Origin of the sequence: Polymorphospora sp. NPDC050346 (assembly GCF_040655695.1) — a bacterium.
Taxonomy (GTDB): Bacteria; Actinomycetota; Actinomycetes; order Mycobacteriales; family Micromonosporaceae; genus Polymorphospora; species Polymorphospora lycopeni.
On sequence record NZ_JBFAKM010000073.1, the window covers coordinates 1 to 15,123 of the forward strand.

Sequence of the window (15,123 nt, forward strand, 5' to 3'; positions counted from 1 at the left end):
AGCCCCCAAGGCTCGCCTGGCCGTCCCTCCCGGTGCCCGCGGGAGCAACGGCCCCAACCACCCACAACCCGGGAAAACAAGAAGTTGACCTTCGGGTTTTCGGGGTTTGAGGTTGGGTTGTCGTGGCCAGCTGTGTTGGTTCGCCCTGGCGCGCGTTGGCGGTACGGGCGGGTGCGGTGCGGGTCCTATTACGTGCTGGGTTGGCGGGGGTTGTCGTTGAAGTGCCAGAGGGTGCTGCGTCGCCAGCGGCGGGGCGGGCCTTGTTCGTCTGCGGCGGCGAGCAGGGCTTTGGGGAGGCCGGAGACGCGTTTGTAGCCGAGGGTGCGGGCGGCTTCGGGGGCAGTGACGAGGTCGTCGGGGTCGCCGGTGCGGTCGATGGTGCGGGTGGTGCCGGCGGGGCGACCGCGGCGGTTGGTGCGGGCTTCGGCGGCTTGCCATACGACGTGGCGGGGCCAGCGGTGGCGGGTGCGGCCGGTGCGGCCGTGGGGCATGGTCATGTTGTGGTCGGGGTTGTTGAGGGCGAGCAGGGTTTCGGCGAGGGGTGAGTTGAGGAGGTTGCGGTGGTCGCGGTAGCCGGCGATGCGTGCAGCTTCGGGGCGGGTGACCAGGTCGTCGGGGTCGCCGGTGTAGTCGATGCGGGTGAGGGCGTCGAGTTGGTGCTGCTGTTGGGCGGCGTACCAGGTGTCGATGTCGTCGGCGTAGCGCCAGCGGCCGTCGACGGGGGGAGGGAAGCCGTTGTCGGGGGCGGCGGCGATGGCGGCGTCGACGGTGCTGACGTGGATGCCGAACCGGTCGGCGATGGCGGTGCGGTCGAGGGCGAGTCGGCCGTCGATGATGGTGGTGTGGTCGGCGCGGGCGGTGGCGGTGTAGCGCCAGAGCGTCTCGCGTTTCCAAGCGCGGCGTCGGACGGTGCCGTCCGTGTTGTGGGTGACCTCGTCGGCGATGGCGAGGAGGCTGTGGGGTAGGTGGGTGGGGCGGCGGTGCCCGATGATGCGGGCTGCCTCGTGGGAGCCGACGAGTTCGTGGGGGTCGCCGGTGGTGTCGACGCCGCGTGGCACGGCGAGCAGGCCTGAGGGGGTTTCGACGAGGCGGTCGGCGTGGGCGGGCATGGTCCGATATTGCCGTACCGCGGTGGTGGGGTGCAGCCGGGTTCGCCGCCGGCGTGGCGGGCGGGTGGTGATGGTGGTCATGGGCTGTCCGGTGGGGTGGTTGCCGGGTGGGGGTGGCAGCAGTCGCAGCGCCAGGTCGTGATGCCGCGGGCGGTAGTCCGGATGAGGTAGCGGATGTCCGCGGGTCGGATGGTGGTGGCCCAGTCGAGGGCGTGGGGGTGGGTGGGGTCGGCGTGCCAGATGGTGAGGCTGCCGTCGGGGTTGGGTGGGGCGGCGAGGCGGTAGGTGTGGTTGGGGTTGGCGCCGGCGGTGTTGTTGGGGTGGATGCCGACGAGATCGCCGGGTTGGGTCCGGGTGGGGAGGGTTGGTAGGCTCACGGTTCCTTCTGCCTTCGGCGCTGTGGTGCGGTTGGTGTGGAGGCTGGTGTCGGCCGGCGGACTTGCCAGTGCGCTCTCTTGGGGGCGTTTCTCCCTTCGGGGTGACCGCCGGCCGACGTTTATCTGCTGCTGGTCAGGCGGCCGCCCAGGTTGCGGCGAACCTCTTCCGTTCCTTGCTGCGGGCGCTGGCCGGTGCGGTGGTCAGGAAGTGCTCGATGTCGGGGTACTGGACTTCGGTGACCTTGCGGTGCCAGATGCGTGGGATTCCGTGGAGTCGACGCCGAGGTTGAGGATGACGGGCCGTTGCCAGCGATCGGTGGCGCTCATGGTGGTCATCCGCCGCGCCGCTCGTTGTAGTCGGCGCACCAGGCGCACAGCTGCAGTTCGAGATCGGTGGCGGGGCGGTCGTCGCACTGGTCGCACAGTGCGGGGCCGGTCGGTTCGTCATCGGCGTGCTCGCCGTAGGTCATTTCGCCGCCGTTGTTGACCTCGATGGTGAGCGGCAGTTGCCGGCGTTCGTCGTTGTCGCGGTTGTCCTCGATGTGCACGAACAGGTCGTGGCGGCGTCCACGGATGCTGAGGTCGACGCCGTGCACGGTGACTACAACCTGTTCGAGGGTGTCGTCGTGGTCGTCCGCGGGGTAGGCGCGCAGGTCGAGTGCCTTGACGAGGTCTGCGGCGGCGATGAGGGCGGCGGCGGTGTCGGTAGGGCTGAGGGTGCCGGCCTTTGCGTTGGCGGCGGCGTCCTGCAGGGCGTCGAAGCGGTCGGCGATGGTGGTGGGTGCCATGGTCACTGCTCCTTGAGGCGGGCGGGGATGAGGTCTGCGGCCTTGGGGTAGGGGAGGACGCGCTGGGCGAGCCGGGCCGCTGGGCTACGGTCGAGTTGCCAGGCGTATTTGTGTTTGCCGGGGTGGTGGATGGTGACCGCCCCGATGGCGTCCAGTGCCCTGGGCAGGTATGTGGTTGTCGGTTCGTTGGCGGTGGGTGGTGGGGCGCCGAGTTGGCGGAGGCGGGTCGTCACGCCGCCGGCGCCGGGGTGGGCGGCGTGGAGTTTGGAGACGGTCCGGGCGGGCAGGCTGGTGCCGACGGGCAGCAGGGTGATGCGGGCGGGGCTGGAGCGTCCGAGGTAGAGGGCGTTGTGTCCCTGGTAGGACCAGCCGATGTGGCCGGGCATGATCTGGGTGCCGTCGCCGCGCTGTCTAGGGACTGGGTCGGCGTAGGCGACGACCGCGCGAATCCCGTCTGCGGCGGCGAGGCGGAAGGCTCGGGCGAGGAACCAGCTTTCGGCGTTTCCGGGAACGGGGTCGAGGAGAACGAACCGGCCGAGGTCGATGGATTCGTAGCAGGGGACCAGGTCGGGGAACGGGTTCAGTAGTACGGCGGGGTGCTGGGGAACGGAGAGTGCGGCGACGCCTACGAGCCGGCCGTGCTTGAGTAGCGCGGTGGGGTGCGGGAGGGGGTAGCGGTGCTCCTCGTGTGGGGTGCGGTCGATGAGGCCGTAGCAGAGGCGGGTGGCGGGCCAACTGGCGGCGTAGTGGTGCTCGGTGACGAACAGGCGGGCGGCCCGGGCGTCGACGGGGGCAACCATGTAGCGGGCGTTGTCGCAGGGGTGCCAGTGTCGTTTCCAGGTGTGGCGGCGGCGCCGCCAGCGCTGGAACCAGCCGTCGCTGGCGTGGCTGGTGGTCATGGCTTGCCGCCTGCGGTGACCCGGTCGCGGAGTTCGGTGAGTGTGAGCCGATGGCGTTGGCGCGCGCGTTGTTCGGTAAGGATGGTGACGTCGCCGAGTACGGCGCGGAGTCGCTGTTCGGCGAGTTCGGCGGCGGCGTAGTGATCGGGCAGGGCGCGCAGGACGTGTGCCCAGTGCTTCTTGCCGGCGCGTACGCAGGTGCCGCCGCAGTTGTTGTGGGCGAACCCGAGTTCGTACAGCCGTGGAACCCGTAGTCCGAGTTGGCGGGCCCAGTCGAGCTGCTCGTCCTTGGTGAGGTGGGGCGGGTCGAGCAGCGGGAATTCGACGGTCCAGGGTGCCCATCCGGCGGCGATGGCGGGGGCGCGGTTGCGGTCTCGGGGGGAGGCGTCCAGGCCGACGTAGAGGGTGGTGGTGGCGGGGTCAGCGTTGACTTCGAGCCACCGCCGGCAGGGGATGATCTTGAGGGTGTGGGTGCAGGGGGCGATGTGGCTGTTGCCGAGGTAGCGGATGTCGCCGAAGAGTTCCCAGGGGGTGCGTCCGTCGGCGACGCGGGTGAGGGGGACGTCGAGTTGGGCGGTGGTGTCGTCGAGCCACCGGTAGAGGTCGGGGTCTTCGGTGCGGACGTCGGCGAAGAGTAGGACGAGGTTGCTGGTGCCGTGTTGGCTGGCGACGCGTTGGGCTGCGGCCCAGCTGCCGATGCCGCCGGAGTATTGGACGACGTGTAGCCGTGTCGGGGCGTGGGTGGGCATGGCGCTGCCTCCTCGGGGGCTTGGTGCGGGCTGGTGCCCGGCCTTGGCGGCTTGCCTCCGCGTGGGGCCGGGGGTTGATGTTGTGGCGGGCGGCTCGGGTCAGAGTGTGGCGGGGGCGGTCAGGGCGCACAGGGCGGCGGCGAGTTCCTCGGCGGCATGCAGTTGCGCAGTCAGGTCGGCGAGTTGTGCCTTGAGCGGATCGATGGTCCGCTGCTGGAGGTGGGCCAGGCGGCGGGGCGCGTAGTGGCGGGCGGCCGCGAGGATGAGGGCGTCGCGGTGGGGTAGGGCGGCCCAGTGGGTGAGGATGGCCTTGGCGGCCGCGGCGAGGTATTCGGCGGCGCGGCTGGAGAGGGGACGGTGATCGTCCCGGCGGTGTGGGTTGAGGTGCGCCCGGGTGAGGTCTGGGATTTCGGTGATGGTGAGGTGGTGGTAGCCGTCGGCCTCGGTGCCGTAGACGGTGGGTCGGTCGACGATGGTGCCGTGCTGCGTCTCGTGGCCGAGGTCCAGGCGGATGCGGTCGGGGTAGTGGGTTTCGGTCCAGGCGACGGCGGTGACGCTGAGGCTGCCGGACAGGTGTGGTCCGGTGAGCTGGTACCTGACCGCGCCGGTTGCCGGGTTGGTGGTGATCTTGGCGTGGATGGAGCGGCCGCGTGCGGTGTTGGGCAGTGTGAGCGCGAGGTCGTGGGGGTCGGTGTGGCTCATGGGTGTCTCGTTTCGAGTCATTCGGGGCGGGTGCGGAAGTGGTTCTCGGCGTATGCGGCGAACTGGTCGGCGAGTTGCTTGAGGTGCCACAGGTCGTCGCGGTCGATGGTGTTCAGGATCTGGTCGGCGGCGGGGTGGTCGCCGCGGATGAGTGCGGCGAACGCTTCGATGGCCGCCTGGTGTCGCATGGTCTTCTCCGGGTGGGTACGCGCGGTGGCGGCCGTGGTGTTGGTGTGCGGGTGGTGACGGGCGCGACAGTCCGGGGATCGCGTGCTCGATGCACGCGAGACACGGTCCGGCTCGCACGGTGACGCCGCGCGGGGTGGTCGGGGCGGGAGTGGTTACCGCCCCGACTTGCTCCCTCGGTGCGCCTATCTCTCGTTGGGATAATCGGTGAAGGTGACGCCGCGCCTGTCGAAAGCCTGGTCGAGCTGCTGAGTGGTGTCGGCGTTCCACTCGTCGGCGTCGTCGAGGATGTTGAAGACCTCGGCGGCTAGGTCGGCGCGCTGTTGGGTGGTGAGGCGCGCGAACTGGGCGGCGGGGGTGTGGTCGGGTTCCATGAGCGAGGCCGTCAGAACGGGATCTCGTCGCGGCCCCAGCGGCCCACGGAATATGGCCCGGACCGGGCGTGCAGCCAGTCCGCGATGGCGCCTCGGTAGGTGATGGTGAGGGTGTGCCAGAACCGTGCTTCGCGTGGGCGGCCTGCGTGGTGGGCTTCGGCGAACTGGTGGCGGCAGTCGTCCATCCGGCTTACCAGTCCCACGAGGTCGCGGGGTGGTCCCAGCTCGACGTCGGGGATGAGATCGATCGTGTCGGGGCCGGTCAGACGTCGTCCACGGTCGGTGCCGATCCATGTGATGAGGTTGTTGATGCCGTATGAGGTGGAGGGCCGTGCCGGCCGTGCTGGGTGGTTGGGCCTCCGTACGCAGGGCCGCGTTCCCTCGTTGATCGAGTCGGTGAGCAGGGTGGCGTACAGGTTGTCTGGGATTTCGGCGTACGGGGCGACGAGTCGGATGACGCGCTGCGGGTCGGTGATCTCGCGGGTGGTTACGCCGACCCAGACGTACTCGGCGTCGGCGTGGTCGCTGAGGACCTGGGCGAAGAAGGTTGCGAGCGGGCGGTCCCATCCGACCCAGACTTCGACATTTTTGTTGCCTGGGCGGGGCTTGAGGCGGTGACGACTCACCTGTCGTTCCTTTCGGTTGGTGGTTGGCTGGTGTCGGTTGGGGCTTGCCTTCCCCTCCCGAACAACTACTAATATACCTCCTTCTTGACCTGCTGTCCATTCCCTCTCCGACCAGAATTCGTCGCCTCGACTTTTGTCGGTCCAAGTGGCGCCGGTCGGGGGCAGTGTCGCCCCCGACCGGCGTTGCATCAGGCGGCGAGGCTGATGTCGGTCAGCTCGTGGCCGCCGTCTGGGGCGGGCGTGGTGGCTTGGTCGTCCACGCTGCCCCGGTCGTCAGTCCCGTCCTGGTTGGCGGGGAGGCTGATGTCGGTCAGCTCGTGGCCGCCGTCTGGGGCGGGCGTGGTGGCTTGGTCGTCCACGCTGCCCCGGTCGTCAGTCGTGACAAGGTTCAGGGTCGGTCGGCTGGGCGCCTTCCGCTGCTCAACAGTGTCGATGATGAGTTGTTCGACGGGGCCGATTTGGAAGCCGTTGAGGACGCACCACTGAAGCCACGTCGCCAGGGTTTCGGTGGGGGTGCGCCAGGTGGTGCGGTCGATTGCGGATTCGAATGCGGCGGCGACGGCGGTCAGCGAGATGACGGTGTAGCGGGCGTCGCTCAGTTTGGCGGGGACGCGTTTGGTCCCCTTGCGCTTACTGGGGTTGAGCAGGTCGTCCAGCATGGGGCGACCGTTCCTGATCCAGGTGTCGAGCGTGTGACCGTCGGTCAGCACTTGCGCGATCAGCTTGGAGGTGCCTTTGGGAGGCGTCTTGGCGGCGAGCAGTCCGGCGAGCCAGTCACGCCGTACGGCGTTCGCGGCGTCCATCTGCTTGTTGTTTTCGATGACCTTCCGCCGTTCGGCCTTATCCTCTTCGGTCATTGGCCCTCGGCGGGCGTTCGAGGTGTAGTCGTAGGTGTAGGCGGTGTGTCCGTGGGTGCGCCAGTCCATGCAGCACTCGGCTTCGGTGGGGACGCCGTAGCGGTCGTAGAGAGCGACGGCTCGGCCGGGGCAGGTCGCGTGTGCGTCGGGGGTGATGCGTTGCCCGTTGTTGTCGCGCAGGTCGGTGATCTCTTTGGCTTTGGGGTCGTGGTAGAAAAGGCGGTCGGTGAGGACCTTGACTCCGGCCCTGCGGAGTTCATCGATGCGGGCGGTCAGGGCCTCGTGGGTGGCGCGGGTGGCGCGGGCGTGCTCGGCGGCGCGGGCGAACGCGAACGGTCCCTCCTCGGCGGCTTCGGTGAGGGCGTCTACGACCTCCGTGTCGCCAGCGAAGTCGGCGAGGACGGCCATTTGGGTCAGGTCGAGGCCGAGTTCCTTGGCGCGGCCGGCGGTGGCGTTGTCGAGCGAGGCGACGGCGCGGGCGGCCGTGACCTGCTCGGGGCGGTAGCCGGTTGACCGGGCGATCTCGGCGGCATCCATGCCGGCGAGGGCAAGTTGCTGGATACCGTGTGCCAGTTGAGTGGCGTTGGGGTCCGTGCGGTGGACCTGCCGGAGCATGTTGATGATCTGCTCCCGGGTGCCGAACAGGTCGGCACGGACGATTGCCTGAATCACCGTTTGGTTGGCCTCGACGGCGGACCAGTATCGCTGTTCCCCGTCGATAAGTCGGTACCTGTTGTCACCGATGGGCGTGACTACGATGGGGGACACCAGTCCGGCAACCCCGTCCGTTTGCAGGTTCTGGACGATGCCCGGCAGGGCCTGGGCGTCGTCGCGGACGTTGTGGGTGTTGACCTCGATGGCGGCCAGTTCCAGCAGTTTGTAACTGCCGGGCAGGACATCGGCGGCCTGGGGTTCGTGTGCGGTGGTTGTGGCCACGCGCTTCTCCTTCCAAGGATGGGTGTTTGGCTGGTGTTGGTTGGGGCTTGCCTTCCCCTCCCGAACAACTACAAATATACCTCCTTCTCGGGCTGGTGTCCACTCCAGATATCGACCTGACCAGGACTTTTCCCAAGATCTTTTCCGGCGGGCGGTGACGTCCCGGCGCGCTGTTGACCGTCCGTGGCTGGTGGTCGTCCCCGCTCTTTTCCGGCCGGCCGGGGGCGAACAGGGTTCGCCCGGTCCCGGGCGGTGGCAGTCCAGTGCGACGCGGGGGTTTCGACCGGGACATGTCGGCCGGGCCGGGGTTGCCCGGTCGGCATGTCCCGGGAGCGCGCGGCGGACTTGACGGCCGGCGTCCGGGGCCCACACTTCGGCGCAGCCCGGGTGGCCGGGAAAGGGGCGGGGCTGCGCGGCCGTAGGCCGCTCCGGTTCCCGGCCGCAGGCCGGGGGTGTCGGGTGTGGGTACGCGGGGCTGGCAGGGCGGGGGGCCTGGGTGCGAGCTTGCGAGCGGCCCCCCGCCCGGTCCCGGCGGGAGCAACGGCCGCCACCACGACGCACCCACGCCAGAAGAAGGGTTTTCGGGGTGCGCGGTGGCGGGCCGGGGCGGCGGTCAGTCGCCGGCGGTGGTCCAGGTGTGGTGGGGGCGGTGGCGGCCGGGGTCGGCTTGGTTGAGTCGTTGGGCGATGCCGGTGATGGCGTGTGCGGCTGCTTCGGTGGGGTCGGGTGGCCAGTTGGGGCTGATGTCCCGGTCGGTCAGTGGGGTGGTGGCGATGCGGCCGTGTGGGGTGAGGTCGGCGGTGATGATGATCTGGGCGTTGGTGAGTTGGTGGGTGTGGATGGCGGTGGTGCGGGGTGCGGTCCAGGCTTGTTGGGCGAGTGCGGTGTGGTCGTTGGTGAGGGTATGGAGGAGGGTGGCGGTTTCGGTGGTGGTGGGTCGCCAGAGGGGGCCGGGGTCGTCGCCGCGGTGTTGGGCGTTGGCGAGCCAGGTGTGTAGGGCTGTGGGGTTGATCTGGATCAGCGCGGGTCGGGGGCCGGCGGTGGTGGTCGGGGTCGTGGGGTCGTGGCGGATGGTGCGTTCGTCTTCGTAGGGCAGGCCGTTGGTGGTGGCCCATTCGATGGCGGCGTCGAGGTCGTAGGTGGTGCTGGAACCTGCGGTGTTGTGGAGGAGCTTGGTGCGGTCGGCGGCCCATTGCTTCCAGGGGCCGAGGCCGTGTAGGGGGAGGCCGAGTGCGCGTTCGAGGTCGCGCCACATGGCTTCGGTGGTGATGCCGTCGATGGCTACGGATCGGTCGGTTTCGGTGCCGGCGGGGTGGAGTCGTTGCCAGGTGTTGTCGGGGTCTGGCCACCAGCCGGCGCCGGTGGAGTCGAAGCCCACGGTGGGGATGTCGTCGACGTCGATGGTGATGGTGGCATCGCCGTGGAGGCGGTATTCGTGGCGTTGGCCGGGGGCGTGGACGGTGATGCGGCGTCCGGGGTGGGGTTGGTTGGTCATCGCTGCTCCTTGTTCGGGCGGGTGGGGTGGGCTGCCGGCCGGGGGTGGGTTGGCAAGCGGCCGGCAGCCCGTTCACCACCAATCGGGAGTGGGGTTCTGGGGAGGTGTCAGGCGACGGGGCGTAGGCGGCGGTTGTGGGGGATGGGTGGGCGGGGGATGCCGCACGCGGTGCAGGCGGGTCCGGGCCAGTTGTGGGGGGCGTCTGTTCCGGTGGCGGGGCAGGGGCGTTCGCGGAGGTCTTCGAGGGTGGTGTGGGTGAGGCAGGCGGGGCAGTGGCCCCAGGTTGCGGTGGGTGGGCCGGTGAGGGGGGCGTCGCACTTGGCGCATTCGAGGGCGGCTTGGCGGATGGTGTCGGCGATGAGTTCGGTGGTGCCGGCGGCGCGGTGCAGGGTTGTGGGGACAGTGGTCCATGCGGCGGTGTGCTGGACGCGGTCCCATTCGTCGGGGGTGAGGGTGCGGCGGGGGTCGGTGAGTTGTTCTTGGATATCGGCGCTGCTGTAGAGGGCGTAGGTCCAGCCGAAGTGTTGGGCGAGGGCGGCGACCAGGGCGAGGGCGTCGGGTTCGGTGAGGGTGGTGGGCAGGGTGGTGCCGTGGGGTAGGCGGCGGCGGTCGATGGCCATGAGTGGGCTCCGGGTTCGCGTGTGCGGCCGGTGGTGGCGGGCGCGGCAGCCCGGGGCGCGGGTGCTCGATGCACCCGCGGCGCGGTCCGCGCCCCGCGTGGGCGGCCTGGCTGAGATGGTTGGGGCGAGACGCGGGTGGCGTCCCGCCCCGGTGGGGGCTAGAGGGAGGCGGCGAGTTTCATCGCGTCGACTCCCTGGGCCTCCATCTCGTAGGCGCTGTCGCCGTCGGCGTGCGTCTGCGCGGCGGAGGTGACGGCGTGCATGATGCCGCCGGCGGTGCGGTCGCCGCTGTCGATGAAGTGACTCATGATGGTGTTGCGCTCTTCCTCGGTCCACCGCAGCCGCTTCGATACGAACCTGATGGTGGCCTCCGAGTTGACCACCGGCCGACCGGCCTGCTCCTCCAGCTCGGCGATCTTGCGGCGGACGTAGTCGACGTCGAGGAAGGTTGCCACGGCGTCGGTGGCCTGGCTCTTGACCAGGGCGAGGTTCGCGTCGTGGGTACGCTGGCTCCAGTTGATGATGCCCTCGTCCATGCGGCCGCCGAGGTGGATCTTCTTTAGGGCGTCGGCGCTGAAGGTCATGCCGTTGTTGCATACCTGGACGATGACGCGCGGGGTGATGCTGAACGCCCCGGCGCCGGTCTCGCTGTTGGTGATCACGAATCCGGCGAAGACGGTGGGGTTGTCGGCGCCGGTTGCTCCGGTGAACGGGGACCGGTAGTTGCGGAGCAGGTCGGGGGCGAGGGCTCGGACCTCTTCGGACCAGACGCGGACGATCATGCGGCGTTGGGTGAGGTCGCAGGACAGACGCACACGCATACCGGAGTCGCGGATGCCTTCGAGGACGGAGTACAGCGCGTCGATGTGGTCGACGATCTTGTAGCCGTCGGACAGGAAGGCGCGGGCGATGCCGATTTTGCCGTCGGATCCGCGGAAGCAGCGGACGAGGTATCGCTTGCCGTCGTGGTGGTCAAGCCAGCCGTTGACGTTGGCGTCGTAGAGCTCGAACATTTCCGTGCTGCGCAGTTTGCGCAGGTAGTGGGGCGGGATGCCGAGCTTGTCACCGAGGCCCTGGTCGCACACGTCGGTGGGAAGGTAGAGGCCGGAGGTGGTGGTGACGCCGGATTCGCTGATCTGCGGTTCGGTGCCATCGATGCGCAGGAATCCGCATTCGGCGCTCAGGGACTTGGTGCTGGCGACGATGTCGAGTTTGGCGGTGTGCTGGTCGTTGAGCAGTTGTTGGAGGTCGGGGAGGGTGGCGTGGCGGGCGCTGCGGTCGACTGTCTGGTTCACGGCGGTCCTTCCAAGGATGGGTGTTTGGCTGGTGTTGGTTGGGGCTTGCCTTCCCCTCCCGAACAACTACAAATATACCTCCTTCTCGGGCTGGTGTCCACTCCAGATATCGACCTGACCAGGACTTTTCCCAAGATCTTTTCCGGCGGGCGGTGACGTCCCGGCGCGCTGTTGACCGTCCGTGGCTGGTGGTCGTCCCCGCTCTTTTCCGGCCGGCCGGGGGCGAACAGGGTTCGCCCGGTCCCGGGCGGTGGCAGTCCAGTGCGACGCGGGGGTTTCGACCGGGACATGTCGGCCGGGCCGGGGTTGCCCGGTCGGCATGTCCCGGGAGCGCGCGGCGGACTTGACGGCCGGCGTCCGGGGCCCACACTTCGGCGCAGCCCGGGTGGCCGGGAAAGGGGCGGGGCTGCGCGGCCGTAGGCCGCTCCGGTTCCCGGCCGCAGGCCGGGGGTGTCGGGTGTGGGTACGCGGGGCTGGCAGGGCGGGGGGCCTGGGTGCGAGCTTGCGAGCGGCCCCCCGCCCGGTCCCGGCGGGAGCAACGGCCGCCACCACGACGCACCCACGCCAGAAGAAGGGTTTTCGGGGTGCGCGGTGGCGGGCCGGGGCGTCAGCCGGTGGTGGTGGTCTGGGCGCGGGCGTTCCGGCGGGCCGCTTCGAGGTCGATGGCGGTGGTGGGGCGGGTGGCGCCGTTGTCGCGTTCGTTGATGGCGGTCAGTAGGAACGCCTGGATGCGGGTCAGTTTGTCGATGGCGAGGTCGCAGAGGTGGCGGGGAATGTGACGCAGGTCGATATGTTGGCGTGCGGGGTTGAGGGTGGCGGTGTAGGCGGTGTCGCCGGGTGGCGGGATGGTGCCGGCGGGGATGAGGTGGAGGCGGGCCAGGACGAGACCGCCGGGGAGGGGGTTGAGTCCGATGTACTCGGTGCGCCAGGCGTGGAAGGCGAAGCTGGGTGAGACGCGTACGGGGGTGGGTTGAGGGGTGGAGGGCGGGGAGAGGGCGAGGTTGGTATGGGGGGTTCGGCAGAAGGGCCAGCAGCCGGGGCCGTAGGTGATGCCGTTGTCGTCGAGTACGTAGGTCCAGTCGGGGTCGCTGGGTTGGGGTAGTCCGAGGGGGAAGGTGTCGCGGGTCATGGGGCGCTTTCTCGTGGGAGTGCGGATGGGTGCGCGGAGCAGGGTTCGGCGTGGTTGTCGTTGATCTCGTTGGGGGCGGTGGTGGGGATGTCGTGGCCGCACTCGGGGCAGGGTTCGGCGGGCGGCATGGGGAGGTGGTCGGGGCTGGTCATTGCGGGCTGCTGGCCGGCGGCTGCTGGGCAGCGGCGAGCACGGCCGCGAGCCGCGGGGCGGGCAGCTCGGTGAGCAGCTTGCGCGCGACGGCGCGGTGGAAGCGGCCGTTGTCGCCGCCGAGGCGGGCGACGTCGACGGCTCCGCCCGGGTGGGTTCGGATTACCGTCCACAGGGTGTCGGGCACGTGCCGGTCGAGTCCGGGGGCGGTGACGACCTGGCCGCGGTGGAGTTCGGGCAGCCGGGCGCCGGCGGCCGCACGGGCGGCCTCGATCTCCTTGTCGGTGGCGCGGCGTAGTCCTTGGGGCGGGCACCGGACAGGGCTGCCGTTGCCGTTGATCGGGGTGAGCCCCCAGTTGACGGGGTTTTCCTTGGTGATCTCGTAGACGATGCCGTGGTCGGCGCGACGGGCGTGGGTTGCGGCGATACAGACCAGGTCTCCGACGAACAGGGCGGGAATGATGCCGGGGGTGCGGTTGGTGGGATCCATGGCTTACCTCTCGGGTGGTGGGGTTGACGGTCTGCGTGCCCGGGCGGGCCGGGTTGGGCAGCATGGTTGCGGCCAGCGGTGGCGCGCGTCGATGTGTCGCACGTAGGCGGGCTTGTCCTGTGGCCGGGGAGGGGCGGGCGGCCCCTCCCCGGGTTGGGTCAGGGGGTCAGGGCGTCTCGGCGGACCGCGTACCGGGCGATGAGGGTCGGGTCGGTCGGCTCGACGTCTGCCTCACAGATGTGGCGGACGCCCCAGAACGGCAGTTCGAGGGTGTACCGGCGGAAGACCCAGTTGCGGGTGCCGTCGATCTCGGACGGGTACGCGTCCGTGACGCCGATGATCTGCGCGATCGCGCCGCTGGCGTATCCACCTTTGACGATGACTTCGAGACCGATGGGGTAGTCGGTGGCGAAGTTGACGCCGAGGGGGCAGGTGGGGTCGCAGTAGGCGACGGGGCAGCGGTCGGCGTCGAAGGCGATGCGGCTTACGCCGTGGGTGGTCACGCCGCAGGTGCCGCACCGCTGGTCGGTGGAGTCCTTGACGTGCAGGTACGCGACCGGGCGGATGTTGGATTCGAGGCAGTCGGTGCCGCCGGTGGTCCAGGGGTTGAGGTCGCGTAGGAGCTCGACCGGGCTGGTGTAGGGGGGCAGGTGGCCGGTGTCCGGGTCGGTGCGGCGGGCGGTGATGGTGGCGATGACGTCGGGGACGCGGATCTGGGTGGCTGGAAGGACGGCGCGGGCGTGCGGGGGGATGTCGTCGATGCGGGTCGGCTTGGGTTCTGGGGCGCGACTGTCTCGTCCGGTGATCTTGCGGACGGTCTTGATCCGGCCTTCGCGGGTGATCGAGGTGACGACACCGACGTCGTAGAGGGTGCGCTTGGCGGTCTTCGTGACGACGAGGTCGCCGCGCTTGGCGGGATGCATGGTGCGATCTCCGATCGATTGGCGGGGTGGTGGCTGATGTTGGTTGGGGCTTGCCTTCCCCTCCCGAACAACTACAAATATACCTCCTTCTTGGGCTGGTGTCCACTCCAGATGCCGACCCGACCAGGACTTTTCCCAAGATCTTTTCCGGGTGGCCGGGGGGCGAACAGGGTTCGCCCGGTGTCCAGTCCGACGCGGGGGTTTCGACCGGGAGATGTCGGCCGGGCCGCGACCGGGGTAGGGGATTGTGGCGGCGGGTGAGGGGCGGGAGCGGCAGCCCGGGGCGCGGGTGCTCGATGCACCCGTGACCCGGTCCCGGGTGCCGACGCACCCCTGTCCGGCCGTTGGTTCTGGGCCGGACAGGGGTACGGGCCGTCAGGCGGCTTGACCGAGCAGGTAGCGGGAATCACCCGTGATCATCCAGGTTGCGTAGTCCTGGACCATGGTGGCGGCTTGGTCGATGGTGTCGGCGTCGGCGGTGCCGAGGACGTAGCGGTTGAGTGCGCGCCAGAGTTGGAGCCAGTGGTTCGCGAGGCGGGCGGCGTGGTGACGGTGGCCAGGGTGGCAGGTGTCGCACTTCTTGTGGAGGGCGAGCCGCGCGGCGGCGGTCCGGATTCGCTCGGCGGCGTCCTGGTCGGTGGTGCGATCGGCGGGCCAGGTGTCGACGGTGTCGCACAGGTCGAGGTGGTCGAGGGTGGCCGCGACGGTGGCGCGGGAGCGCTCGACGAACTGGAGTGCGGTGGTGATGCGGGACTCTGGGTTGGTGGGCTTCGGCGTGGCGGACGGGCGCAGGATGAGGGTCAGGGCGGCCGTGATGTCGGTGGGGGTGGTCGTGATGGTCATCGCTTCGGGCCTCCGTTGCTTGGTTCGTGTGGGTGTTCGGGTGGGGTTCGCCATCCCCCCGGACGACTACTAATATACCTCCTTCTCGGGTTACTGTCGAGGTCCGGCGGGCGCCTCGGGAGGGCAGGTTCCCGCCGGACGACAGCCCTTAGCGGTTGCTGCGGCGGCGGAGTCCTGAACCCTCTGCCGTCCCGGGCTTGGCGTCGTACATGGCCTCGTCCGCTCGACGGAGGAGGTCACTTAGCGTCCCGTTCGGGGTGGACTGAGCCAGTCCGAGGCTTCCACCACAGCGCACCAGTCCGCCGGGGAGGTTGACGGGCGCGCCCATCGCCGCGCGGATCGCGTTGGCGTGAATCTCAGCTCCCGCGTGGTCCATGAGGTACACGTATGCGAACTCGTCGCCCTGCATGCGGTACGCGCGCGACCCGTGAATGCGGATCGCCGCGAGGCGGGCGGCAACCTCGCGCAAAACGGCGTCGCCGGCCTCGTGCCCGTGGTTGTCGTTGACGCTCTTGAAGCCGTCGAGATCGAAGATGGCAAGCGTCACGGGGTGACGGGCGGAGAGGACGGCGGTG

At 69.6% G+C, this 15,123-nt stretch carries 18 protein-coding genes; all 18 read right to left on the reverse strand.

The features are described 5' to 3' along the window. Nucleotides 1-188: 188 nt before the first annotated feature. Entirely contained in the window at nt 189-1,190 is a 1,002-nt protein-coding gene (locus AB0I42_RS36320; protein WP_357544310.1) for a hypothetical protein, read from the reverse strand. Next, nucleotides 1,187-1,486, reverse strand: coding sequence for a DUF6211 family protein (locus AB0I42_RS36325; RefSeq protein ID WP_357544311.1), 300 nt, complete (start codon nt 1,484-1,486; stop codon nt 1,187-1,189). The genes AB0I42_RS36320 and AB0I42_RS36325 overlap by 4 nt, the downstream gene beginning before the upstream one ends. 332 nt (nt 1,487-1,818) lie before the next feature. Next, on the reverse strand, nt 1,819-2,274 hold the full coding sequence (locus AB0I42_RS36330) for a hypothetical protein (RefSeq protein ID WP_357544312.1): 456 nt from the start codon (nt 2,272-2,274) through the stop codon (nt 1,819-1,821). Nucleotides 2,275-2,276: 2 nt separating this feature from the next. Then, entirely contained in the window at nt 2,277-3,173 is an 897-nt protein-coding gene (locus tag AB0I42_RS36335) for a hypothetical protein (protein ID WP_357544313.1), read from the reverse strand. Then, the gene (locus tag AB0I42_RS36340; protein ID WP_357544314.1) at nt 3,170-3,922 is read right to left on the reverse strand and encodes a hypothetical protein; all 753 of its coding nucleotides are present in this window, start codon (nt 3,920-3,922) and stop codon (nt 3,170-3,172) included. The genes AB0I42_RS36335 and AB0I42_RS36340 overlap by 4 nt, the downstream gene beginning before the upstream one ends. Before the next feature lie 99 nt (nt 3,923-4,021). Continuing rightward, the gene (locus AB0I42_RS36345; protein ID WP_357544316.1) at nt 4,022-4,624 is read right to left on the reverse strand and encodes a hypothetical protein; all 603 of its coding nucleotides are present in this window, start codon (nt 4,622-4,624) and stop codon (nt 4,022-4,024) included. A gap of 17 nt (nt 4,625-4,641) precedes the next feature. Beyond that, a complete protein-coding gene (locus AB0I42_RS36350) occupies nt 4,642-4,812 on the reverse strand; it encodes a hypothetical protein (protein ID WP_357544317.1) in 171 nt (56 codons plus the stop codon). 183 nt (nt 4,813-4,995) lie between these two features. After that, nucleotides 4,996-5,184 carry a hypothetical protein gene (locus AB0I42_RS36355; protein WP_357544318.1) on the reverse strand — a complete coding sequence of 63 codons (189 nt, stop codon included), beginning with the start codon at nt 5,182-5,184 and terminating at the stop codon, nt 4,996-4,998. Between the two features lie 11 nt (nt 5,185-5,195). Then, complete coding sequence (locus AB0I42_RS36360; RefSeq protein WP_357544319.1) at nt 5,196-5,810, reverse strand: hypothetical protein; 615 nt, start codon at nt 5,808-5,810, stop codon at nt 5,196-5,198. A gap of 188 nt (nt 5,811-5,998) precedes the next feature. Continuing rightward, nucleotides 5,999-7,603 (reverse strand): ParB N-terminal domain-containing protein, encoded by a 1,605-nt coding sequence (locus tag AB0I42_RS36365; protein WP_357544320.1) that lies wholly within the window; start codon nt 7,601-7,603, stop codon nt 5,999-6,001. 613 nt (nt 7,604-8,216) lie between these two features. Further along, the gene (locus tag AB0I42_RS36370) at nt 8,217-9,098 is read right to left on the reverse strand and encodes a hypothetical protein (protein WP_357544321.1); all 882 of its coding nucleotides are present in this window, start codon (nt 9,096-9,098) and stop codon (nt 8,217-8,219) included. 107 nt (nt 9,099-9,205) lie between these two features. Beyond that, the gene (locus tag AB0I42_RS36375; RefSeq protein WP_357544322.1) at nt 9,206-9,718 is read right to left on the reverse strand and encodes a hypothetical protein; all 513 of its coding nucleotides are present in this window, start codon (nt 9,716-9,718) and stop codon (nt 9,206-9,208) included. Between the two features lie 158 nt (nt 9,719-9,876). Beyond that, nucleotides 9,877-11,013, reverse strand: coding sequence for a DUF932 domain-containing protein (locus AB0I42_RS36380; protein WP_357544323.1), 1,137 nt, complete (start codon nt 11,011-11,013; stop codon nt 9,877-9,879). A gap of 607 nt (nt 11,014-11,620) precedes the next feature. After that, nucleotides 11,621-12,142, reverse strand: a complete 522-nt coding sequence (locus AB0I42_RS36385; RefSeq protein ID WP_357544324.1) for a hypothetical protein — start codon at nt 12,140-12,142, stop codon at nt 11,621-11,623. Nucleotides 12,143-12,290: 148 nt separating this feature from the next. Further along, on the reverse strand, nt 12,291-12,782 hold the full coding sequence (locus tag AB0I42_RS36390; protein WP_357544325.1) for a hypothetical protein: 492 nt from the start codon (nt 12,780-12,782) through the stop codon (nt 12,291-12,293). Between the two features lie 158 nt (nt 12,783-12,940). Next, nucleotides 12,941-13,705, reverse strand: a complete 765-nt coding sequence (locus AB0I42_RS36395) for a hypothetical protein (protein ID WP_357544326.1) — start codon at nt 13,703-13,705, stop codon at nt 12,941-12,943. A gap of 375 nt (nt 13,706-14,080) precedes the next feature. Then, the gene (locus AB0I42_RS36400) at nt 14,081-14,548 is read right to left on the reverse strand and encodes a hypothetical protein (protein ID WP_357544327.1); all 468 of its coding nucleotides are present in this window, start codon (nt 14,546-14,548) and stop codon (nt 14,081-14,083) included. A 148-nt stretch (nt 14,549-14,696) separates the two neighbouring features. Beyond that, nucleotides 14,697-15,123: GGDEF domain-containing protein (locus tag AB0I42_RS36405; RefSeq protein ID WP_357544328.1), on the reverse strand; the 427-nt coding region annotated here is incomplete at its 5' end.

Bases quoted from the DNA above. Each gene is read 5' to 3' on its own strand.
- AB0I42_RS36320 (WP_357544310.1), bottom strand. From the start codon at position 1,190: ATGACCACCATCACCACCCGCCCGCCACGCCGGCGGCGAACCCGGCTG.
- AB0I42_RS36330 (WP_357544312.1), bottom strand. From the start codon at position 2,274: ATGGCACCCACCACCATCGCCGACCGCTTCGACGCCCTGCAGGACGCC.
- AB0I42_RS36335 (WP_357544313.1), bottom strand. From the start codon at position 3,173: ATGACCACCAGCCACGCCAGCGACGGCTGGTTCCAGCGCTGGCGGCGC.
- AB0I42_RS36340 (WP_357544314.1), bottom strand. From the start codon at position 3,922: ATGCCCACCCACGCCCCGACACGGCTACACGTCGTCCAATACTCCGGC.
- AB0I42_RS36345 (WP_357544316.1), bottom strand. From the start codon at position 4,624: ATGAGCCACACCGACCCCCACGACCTCGCGCTCACACTGCCCAACACC.
- AB0I42_RS36350 (WP_357544317.1), bottom strand. From the start codon at position 4,812: ATGCGACACCAGGCGGCCATCGAAGCGTTCGCCGCACTCATCCGCGGC.
- AB0I42_RS36355 (WP_357544318.1), bottom strand. From the start codon at position 5,184: ATGGAACCCGACCACACCCCCGCCGCCCAGTTCGCGCGCCTCACCACC.
- AB0I42_RS36370 (WP_357544321.1), bottom strand. From the start codon at position 9,098: ATGACCAACCAACCCCACCCCGGACGCCGCATCACCGTCCACGCCCCC.
- AB0I42_RS36375 (WP_357544322.1), bottom strand. From the start codon at position 9,718: ATGGCCATCGACCGCCGCCGCCTACCCCACGGCACCACCCTGCCCACC.
- AB0I42_RS36385 (WP_357544324.1), bottom strand. From the start codon at position 12,142: ATGACCCGCGACACCTTCCCCCTCGGACTACCCCAACCCAGCGACCCC.
- AB0I42_RS36390 (WP_357544325.1), bottom strand. From the start codon at position 12,782: ATGGATCCCACCAACCGCACCCCCGGCATCATTCCCGCCCTGTTCGTC.
- AB0I42_RS36395 (WP_357544326.1), bottom strand. From the start codon at position 13,705: ATGCATCCCGCCAAGCGCGGCGACCTCGTCGTCACGAAGACCGCCAAG.
- AB0I42_RS36400 (WP_357544327.1), bottom strand. From the start codon at position 14,548: ATGACCATCACGACCACCCCCACCGACATCACGGCCGCCCTGACCCTC.